This window comes from Caloramator proteoclasticus DSM 10124 (assembly GCF_900129265.1).
Taxonomy (GTDB): domain Bacteria; phylum Bacillota; class Clostridia; order Clostridiales; family Caloramatoraceae; genus Thermobrachium; species Thermobrachium proteoclasticum.
In genome coordinates this window covers 25,280-34,208 of the sequence record NZ_FQVG01000030.1, presented here as the reverse complement: position 1 = coordinate 34,208, position 8,929 = coordinate 25,280, and the positions used below count along the sequence as shown (strand labels likewise).

4 protein-coding genes are annotated in these 8,929 nt (G+C 28.1%); all 4 read left to right on the top strand.

The genetic code is table 11. The features are described from left to right. Positions 1 to 413 precede the first annotated feature (413 nt). The 4 genes from BUB63_RS08045 (at position 414) to BUB63_RS08030 (ending at position 8,924) form a co-directional block, all read left to right on the top strand. The gene (locus BUB63_RS08045; protein WP_073248965.1) at positions 414 to 3,317 is read left to right on the top strand and encodes a SpoIID/LytB domain-containing protein; all 2,904 of its coding nucleotides are present in this window, start codon (positions 414 to 416) and stop codon (positions 3,315 to 3,317) included. 245 nt (positions 3,318 to 3,562) lie between these two features. Beyond that, entirely contained in the window at positions 3,563 to 5,932 is a 2,370-nt protein-coding gene (locus tag BUB63_RS08040) for an Ig-like domain-containing protein (protein ID WP_073248963.1), read from the top strand. Between the two features lie 118 nt (positions 5,933 to 6,050). Then, on the top strand, positions 6,051 to 7,901 hold the full coding sequence (locus BUB63_RS08035) for a phosphotransferase (RefSeq protein ID WP_242947359.1): 1,851 nt from the start codon (positions 6,051 to 6,053) through the stop codon (positions 7,899 to 7,901). Between the two features lie 15 nt (positions 7,902 to 7,916). Continuing rightward, a complete protein-coding gene (locus BUB63_RS08030; RefSeq protein WP_027309093.1) occupies positions 7,917 to 8,924 on the top strand; it encodes a hypothetical protein in 1,008 nt (335 codons plus the stop codon). Positions 8,925 to 8,929 lie beyond the last annotated feature (5 nt).

Genomic DNA, 8,929 nt, shown 5'->3' with positions numbered 1-8,929 from the left:
ATAGAGGCTATAGTTGGATTCATGATAATAGCCTTTAACTTAACCCAATTATACTTTTTTAGAAACATTCGAGGATTCAGAGAAAAAAGGCTTTTGCAGATAAATATAATAGAAGATTTGAAAGATGAAATGTTGATAATTATGAATTGGATTAATCCAATTTTTAACACCGCATAGTCGATAATAAAATTGGAAATACAGCTTTTCATTATGATGGGGAGGGGGAAGGTGTATCTATATACATGGCCTACGGCCTTTTTCCCTTCCAAAATTTCAATAAAATAGAAAAAATCTAATTTCCTATAAAGAAAAAAGCTTTACTGGAAATTAGATGCGAAATCTCTGAAATTGGCTAAATTTTGTTGAATTTTTAACCTTTATAATGTAGAATAGCTTTAAAGGGGGGTTGATAAATGCAAAAAAAATTAATTTCTATTTTTATTTTACTTACTTTTTTATTAAACAATGCTTTAGTCTTTGCTGCAGTATCTCCAGAACTTTATTACACAAAACTTAGAGTATATTTAGACACTATGAAGTCTAATCAGATGCAGCTAACATTAAATGGAGATTATGTATTAAAGCTAAAGAATGTAAATTCTGCTGGTCAGGAAGTAGAAGCATTTAAAGAGATACTGCCACAGAATTCACAGATTAAGTTAGAACTGCAAAATGGTAAAATAGCATATAGTAAGTATTTAAAAGATGATAAGGACAATAAATATAAGTTTATATATCAAAATAGTACAAGCATAGTTGAACTTGAGCCTATTTTAGAAGAATCAAGTGTAACTATATGCAGTATAGCTACAAGAACATATTTAGGAGATTTTAGATTTTTTATAAGTGGGACAAACATCGTTCCTATAAATAAAATAGAAATAGAAAAATATCTTGTTGGTGTTGTACCTTATGAAATTGGTTTTGGAGTTCCGCTTGAGGCTTATAAGGCACAGGCAGTAGCAGCAAGAACATATGCTTTAAATAATATTAAACCTAAAAGCAGTTTTGATTTATATGACAGCGAGTCTTCTCAGGTATATAGGGGACTTCCATTAGGTAAATATGAACTTCCCCATAAGGAAAATATTGAAAAGGCAATAAGAGAAACAAAGGGAGAGGTTATAACATATAACGGAAGCTTAGTTAGCACATATTTTTCTGCAAGTAATGGAGGGTACACTGAAAAGAGTGTGAATGTATGGACAAGTGATTTGCCATATCTGTTATCAAGGTATGATGAGTTTGATGATCCTAATGTTGCTACAAATTTAAAAAAATTTACTTGGGTTAAAACATTTAAAAGTGATGATATTGAACAGAGGATGTTATCAAATGGTCTATTGTTGCAGAATCATAAATTTAACAAAATATTCATAGAAAACGAATTAGTAGAAAGATTTGAAAGTGAAAGAATAAAAGCATTGGTTTTAGAATGCTATGTGGTATTAAAAGATAGTGGATTGCAAGATACATCAGATGATTTAGTTGATATAAATATTGAAAAACAAAATAATGAGGACGTGTATAATTTTATATACAAAAACAGTACAAAAAAATTAAAGGCATCAGAAATTGATTCTATATTAAGAAATAAAGGTGTTCTCAAATCAAATGATAAATTTGATAGAATAGATATAATTAAGGATAGCAATGGTAATGTAGTAGATTTTAGAGTTGTATATACAAAAAAGTTGGACAAGACTACATCAAGAAGCTTTTTAAATAAAAAAGTTGACGGTAAAACAGTGGATAGCCCATTGTTGAGTTCATTATACTATATTAGTTATGATCAAGAGAATGACATATATAAGTTTTCGGGTAAGGGATATGGCCATGGAGTAGGAATGAGCCAATATGGAGCAATAAACAGAGCAAATGCAGGACAGAGTTATAGAGACATATTAGCCTTCTATTATCCAAAAACAAATATAGTGAATATGGATGCTGTTTTAAAATCTGTAGAGATTGATTACAGTGAAGTTTTAGTTGGACAACCTGTAAATATAAAGGTAAATACCTATAATACAAACAACAAGTATTCATATATAGTTCAAAATAATACAGAAGAGGTAGCTAAATTTGAAAACTCAGATAGTGAAGTATTTACCTTTACACCAAAAACTGTTGGAAACTATAAAGTATTGATCGATATAAAACAAAATGATTTAGAGGAAGAGTCAAGTATTAATACTTCTATTAATTTTAAGGTGTATGATGTACCAAAGATAAATAGCATATCATCTACAGTACAAAAAATATATGAAAACAAAACGGCTACATTTAATGTAGATGCTATTAATGGTACTTCAAAGGGGAAAATATATTATTTTGAAGTATTAAAGGATGGAAAAGTGTTGAGTAGTAGAAATCAAGAAAGTAAAACTTTTTCATTTACACCGACTGTAATAGGTGAATATGTATTGAAGGTTAGGGTTAAGGATAAAACAAGCAGAAATGATTTTGATGATGAAAAAGAGATAAAGTTTACTGTTGAGAGGGAACCATTAGTATTAGTATATAAAAGGCCTCTGAAGTTAGGAACTACAGGAGAAGATGTAAAGATGCTGCAGGAGGCGTTAAAGAGACTTGGATATTATAAATCAACAACAACAACATATTATGGAACAGCAACAAGGGATTCGGTAAAGGCTTTTCAAAGGGTAAATGGATTAAAGGTAGATGGAATGGTAGGACCTCAGACAATAAATAAAATAAATAGTATGTTGCAAAGAAGTAGTCAATCCTCAAATGTAAGTAGAGGTAGTATGAATATTCAAACTCCTATAAACAAAAGTTTACAGCTAACATACAAAAGGCCTCTGAAGTTAGGAACTACAGGAGAAGATGTAAAGATGCTGCAGGAGGCGTTAAAGAGACTTGGATTTTATAAATCAACAACAACAACATATTATGGAATAGCAACAAGGGATTCGGTAAAGGCTTTTCAAAGGGTAAATGGATTAAAGGTAGATGGAATGGTAGGACCTCAGACAATAAATAAAATAAATAGTATGTTGCAAAGAAGTAGTCAATCCTCAAATGTAAGTAGAGGTAGTATGAATATTCAAACTCCTATAAACAAAAGTTTACAGCTAACATACAAAAGGCCTCTGAAGTTAGGAACTACAGGAGAAGATGTAAAGATGCTGCAGGAGGCGTTAAAGAGACTTGGATATTATAAATCAACAACAACAACATATTATGGAACAGCAACAAGGGATGCAGTAAATGCCTTCCAAAGAGCAAATGGATTAAAGGTAGATGGAATGGTAGGACCTCAGACAATAAATAAAATAAATAACAAGTTAAAATAATTAGATAAATAAATAAGCAAAGCTTTTTATCTGCTTTGCTTATTTATTATTTTTGAACTAATAAAGGTTTAAAAGGGAAAAGAAAAATTTTTAAAACTACGAAATAATTGTTCTATTATATATTGTCTTATGGTAATATATGTATATAAAATTAAATTTAAGGAGTGGAGATGGGGTGAAGGGAATAATGTTGATTTATGTAATTAGGGATGGTTTTTTATTTTTGAGTGGATGGAGGAAATAAAATGGTAAATAAAAGGAGAATAGTATCAATTTTTATTGTTTTTATTCTTTTGTTTGTTAATTTTAATGGTGTTTTGGCAAATGTTATAGATAACAGCACAGACCAAACTGTAAAAGTTCTTACAGTAAAAAAACAGCCGTCATCAAATAGTGAAATTAGAATTTTAGAGACAAAGGATAAAAGTAAACTTGAAAATGAATTAAAAAACAGAAAGAAATTCACTCCTGTAGAATATTCAAGTTATAGAATAGAAAAATACCATAAGTTATTATCTAATCCATATTATGAACTTAGAAATAGACAAGAAAGATATTTAGAGACATATGTAGAATTTTATAATACATCTGATAAACAAATTCAAAATGTAAATGTTATTGTGGATATAGGAAATGAAATAAATTCAATTTATCAATTTGAATTAGAGGTATATTTAGCTAATAAGGATATACAGGATTACTATATATTTGTTGATGAGGAAACTGGTGATAGAAATTTACGAGTAAAAATTCCAGTTATTCAAGCAAACCAGAAATATCGACTATCTATTGTTCAAAAAATTGAAATTGCATCACCACATTTTTATGATATTAATGTTCTAAAGATAAATCCTGATTATTCAAATTTTAGTGAATATCAAAGATATATTAGCGAAGAACCTAAAATCGAAACGAGCTATCAACCAATTATTGATAAAAGCCATGAATTGCTGGACTCTGAAAAAAATGTATATGATAAAATTTTAAAGGCATATGAATGGGTTCAATTTTCAATGGAGTATAACTATGCTTATGGAAATAGAGGAGCACAATCAGCAATTGATAATTTAAAAGGTGTATGTGAAGATTATTCAGAACTTTTAATTGCTCTTTTGAGAGTTCAGAAGATACCTGCAAGAATGGTTATTGGTTTTAGATATTATGGAGGTTTGCCTAAAGATGGTACTCCAAATGATGTGACATATACTTATCATGCTTGGGTTGAGGTGTATTATCCAAATATTGGATGGATACCTATGGATCCTACTGTTAACCCTTTGCCTAAGTATAACAATGAAACAGGACAATGGGATAAAGTGATTGATTTATTAGAATTTATACAAGATTTTCCTTCGGAAAGTCACATAATATCCGATTATAATGATGTAAATATGTTTAGTGCTTATGGTGATGCAGATTTTTTCAGTACATTATCTAATTATACATTTGGATGGACTTTATCATATAAACAAACTGATGAAGATAAAAACGTTATACAACTACCTAAATTTGATTTGTTAGTTAATAATACTAATTATAAAAGCATTGATTTAATGGCATATTATGAAGGTACTAAAAGTTTAGATTATGCTAAAATATATGCTTATGATGCTGAAACTAATGAAATAGTAAATCAAATTAATTTAAACATTAGTGGCACCAATATAAAGGATTATCCAATTAAATTAGATAATCTGCTTCCAAATAAAAATTATAAAATATACTTTGAGGGCGGAAGTAGTGAAAACGATTTGTTTATTAAAAAAACAATTGAAGTAAGTACAACTTCTTTAACATTTGAGGATAGAATACAGTTAAGACCAAGTATAGAAAATATAACAACATTTGCTGATGGTGCTAATTTTAATATTATAAGTGATAAAAATCATCTTGCTACGAAGTTTAAAATAGAGGCTTACAATTTAAATTGGGAGTTGGAAAAGACATATGAAGTTTTAGCAAATACTGATAGCTACACAAATAATGGTGTATTAAATACATCAATTACAGGTTTAAAGGGCTCAACATTTTATACAATATATGTTACACCATACTATTATTCATATGACGGTGTTTTGGCAGAAGCTCAATTTATGACAAATTCAGAAATTAAGGTTACCGGAGTTAAATTAAATATAACAAATAAAACAGTGTATAAAGGAGAAAACTTCAATTTAACAGCAACTATAACACCAAGGGATGCAAAAAATAAGGGAGTAACTTGGAGTAGTAGCAACTCAAAAGTTGCAGTAGTTGATAAGTATGGAAGGGTAACAGCAGTAGGAGCAGGAACTGCAGATATAATAGTAAAAACAGAAGATGGTGGATATACTGCAAGATGTACAGTAACTGTTAAACAACCTATAAAGGTGAATGGAGTTAAATTGAATAGAACTTCTTTAACATTAAAGAAGGGAAGTAAATACAAATTAGTTGCAACTGTGCTTCCAACTAATGCAACAAATAAAAAAGTGGAGTGGGCATCAAGTAATTTAAGGGTTACAAAAGTAGATTCTAATGGAAATGTTATTGCAGTTGGAAGAGGAACAGCGTTAATAACTGTAAGGACTAATGATGGCGGATATAAGAGGACTTGTAGAGTTGTGGTTAAGTAATATAATTTAGGATCTTTAGTAAATTGATAAAAAATTAATTGTTTACAATAATTGTTTATTTTGTTATAATGGTGATGTTCATATTATGAACATCACCATTTTTTTAGGGGGAATAATTGTGAAAGTTGAATTATTAAAATTAATCAATGATAATAATAATATAACTCAAAGAAAAATAGCTGAAGAGTTAAATATATCATTGGGAAAAGTAAATTCATTAATTAAAGAATTAAAAGATAATGAATTAATATGTATATCAACAGAAGGAAATAAAGTTCAGTATGAATTAACAAACTATGGTTTATATTTTTTGGAGAGTATGATAAAAGAGCAAAAGGAAAAAAGGTTAAATTTACATAAAGGTACAAAAAAAGATATCAAACAAGCTGTTATATTAGGGGCTGGATATAATAAGTTTTTTGATAGACCACCAGGTTTTTTAGAAATTGAAAATTTTAAAATTATAGATAGGATAGTAAAACAATTAAGAAAAAATAAAATAGAGAAAATCGTTATAGTTACTGGGTATCAAAAAGAATATTATGAAGCTTATGCTAAACAAAATGTTGATATATATTGTGTTAATAATCCTGAATATAAGTGGACTGGAAGTATGTATTCATTAGAATTAGCAAAAAAATATATAACGGATGATTTTATATTAATAGAAAATGATTTGATTTTTGAAAATAGATTAATCGAAATATTAATAAACAATGAGAACAGAGATTGCATTGTGTTGACAACAGAAAGTGGTTCAGGGGATGAGGCTTTTGTAGAAATTAGAGATGGTTCTTTATATAAAATATCTAAAGATATTCATCAATTTAATAGAATAGATGGAGAAATGATAGGTGTTAGTAAAATTTCCTATAAGTTATTTGAATTAATGTTAAAAGAGTTTTCAAATAATGAAAATCAATATATGAATTATGAATATACGCTTTTAGATGTTGCTAGAAATTACAAAGTTGGTTATTTAAAAATAAATGACTTAATTTGGGGAGAAATAGATAATGAACAACAATATGAGAGGGTAAAGGAATATATTTATCCAATAATTAAAAGGAGAGAAGTCAATTTTGAAATAGAAAAGATAAAAAGACAAGTAAAATTGGCTTTAAATATTGAAGAGGAGAATATAAAGGAGATTGTTCAAATTGGAGGAATGACTAATAAAAATTATAAAGTTGTAGTTAAGGATAAAGAATATATATTAAGAATTGCAGGAATTGGAACTGAAGAAATGATAGATAGACATTATGAAATGATTAATTCAAAGCTGGCTGCTGATTATGGTCTAGATGCAGAAATTATATATTTTAATGAAGATAATGGTATAAAAATTTCTAAAATGATAGATGGAGCAGAAACTTTAAATCCTGACACAGCTAAATCTAAAAAAAATATTGAAAAAGTAGCCAATATTCTACACAAATTGCATAATAGCAATATACCTATGAAGAACGAATTTGATGTTTTTTCAAAAATAGAAATGTATGAACATTTAGCTTTAAAATCAGGAGCTAAATTCTATGATGAATATAACATTGTAAAAGAGGACGTAGTAAGATTAAAGAAACTCTTGTATGACAATGGTTTTAAACTTGTTCCTTCACATAATGATACTGTTGCAGAAAATTTTATAAAAGATAAAAATGGTAGAATGTATTTAATTGATTGGGAATATAGCGGTTTAAACGATAATATGTGGGATTTAGCGGCTTTTTCTTTAGAGAATGGATTAAATGAAGAACAAGAGGAACTTCTTTTGAAGTTATATTTTGGAAGAGAAGCTCCAAATAATGAAAAAATTAGATTACTTATTCATAAAATATGCCAAGATTTTTTATGGAGCATATGGACTGTAATTAAAGAGGCAAAAGGTGAAAATTATGGTGATTATGGTATTAATAGATATTTAAGATGTAGGAGAAATTTAAAGGAATTAAATAATACTAATCTTTAATAAGGAGTTGAAAAAATGAGTAAAAAGGGTAATTTAATAGGTTTATTATCAGGATTAACGTGGGCACTATATACTGTAATATTATATACAGTATTAAACCTGTATGGTAATGCTAAGGGAGATTTAGTAAGTGCTAAAGGAATATTATTAATTTTAATTACAACATTACTTATTTCTATTGTTGATTTATTTTTCAATGTTGTATTTGAATTAATTGTTTTAAGTAAAAAAAATTTAATGAATGAATTTAAAAGTGTCTTTTTTTCAAAAAAAGGTTTTGGTATAATACCAGCTGCAATATTAGCAGGGCCTTTTGGATTAATACCTTATGCAATCGCAAGTGCAATTTCAGCTCCTATTGCGGGGGCATTATCTTCTCTTTATCCAGTTGTAGGAGCAATAGCATCATTTTTAGTTTTTAAAGAAAGATTACCAAAGGCAAAGATTATCGGAGGTATTATTGCTGTAATAGGTGTTATTACGACTTATCAAATTCAATATGCAAGTATTATAGTTTATCTTTTAGCATTAATACCTGCATTTGGTTGGGGATTGGAGGCTATTTTTGGATATATGTTAATAAAGGATGATGTAAATCCTATAGTTACAATTACAATAAGACATTTGTATTCAATTTTTATATTGTTAACTTGCTTAATAGTTTTTGTATTTGCAAGTGGTGAATTTTCTTATGTATGGGAGTTTTATAGAGGCATTAATTTCTCAGATACATTTGCATTTATTCAAAGATCACTTATTTGGCCTGTATTTATATTAGGATCTTTTATAGGTGGTGCATCTTATATATTATGGTATGTATCAATAAAGTACATTAGTGTAGCACCAGCAATGATTCTTAATATAACTTATGTTTTATGGATACCTATAATACAAATGTTACCACCATTTTCACAAAAAATTTCACTAAACGTCTTAATAGGATGTATTATAGTGTTTTGTGGAACAAGTTTAGTTATAATAGGTGATAAATTAACTGAGAAAAAATCTATTAAAACAAATTAATAGGA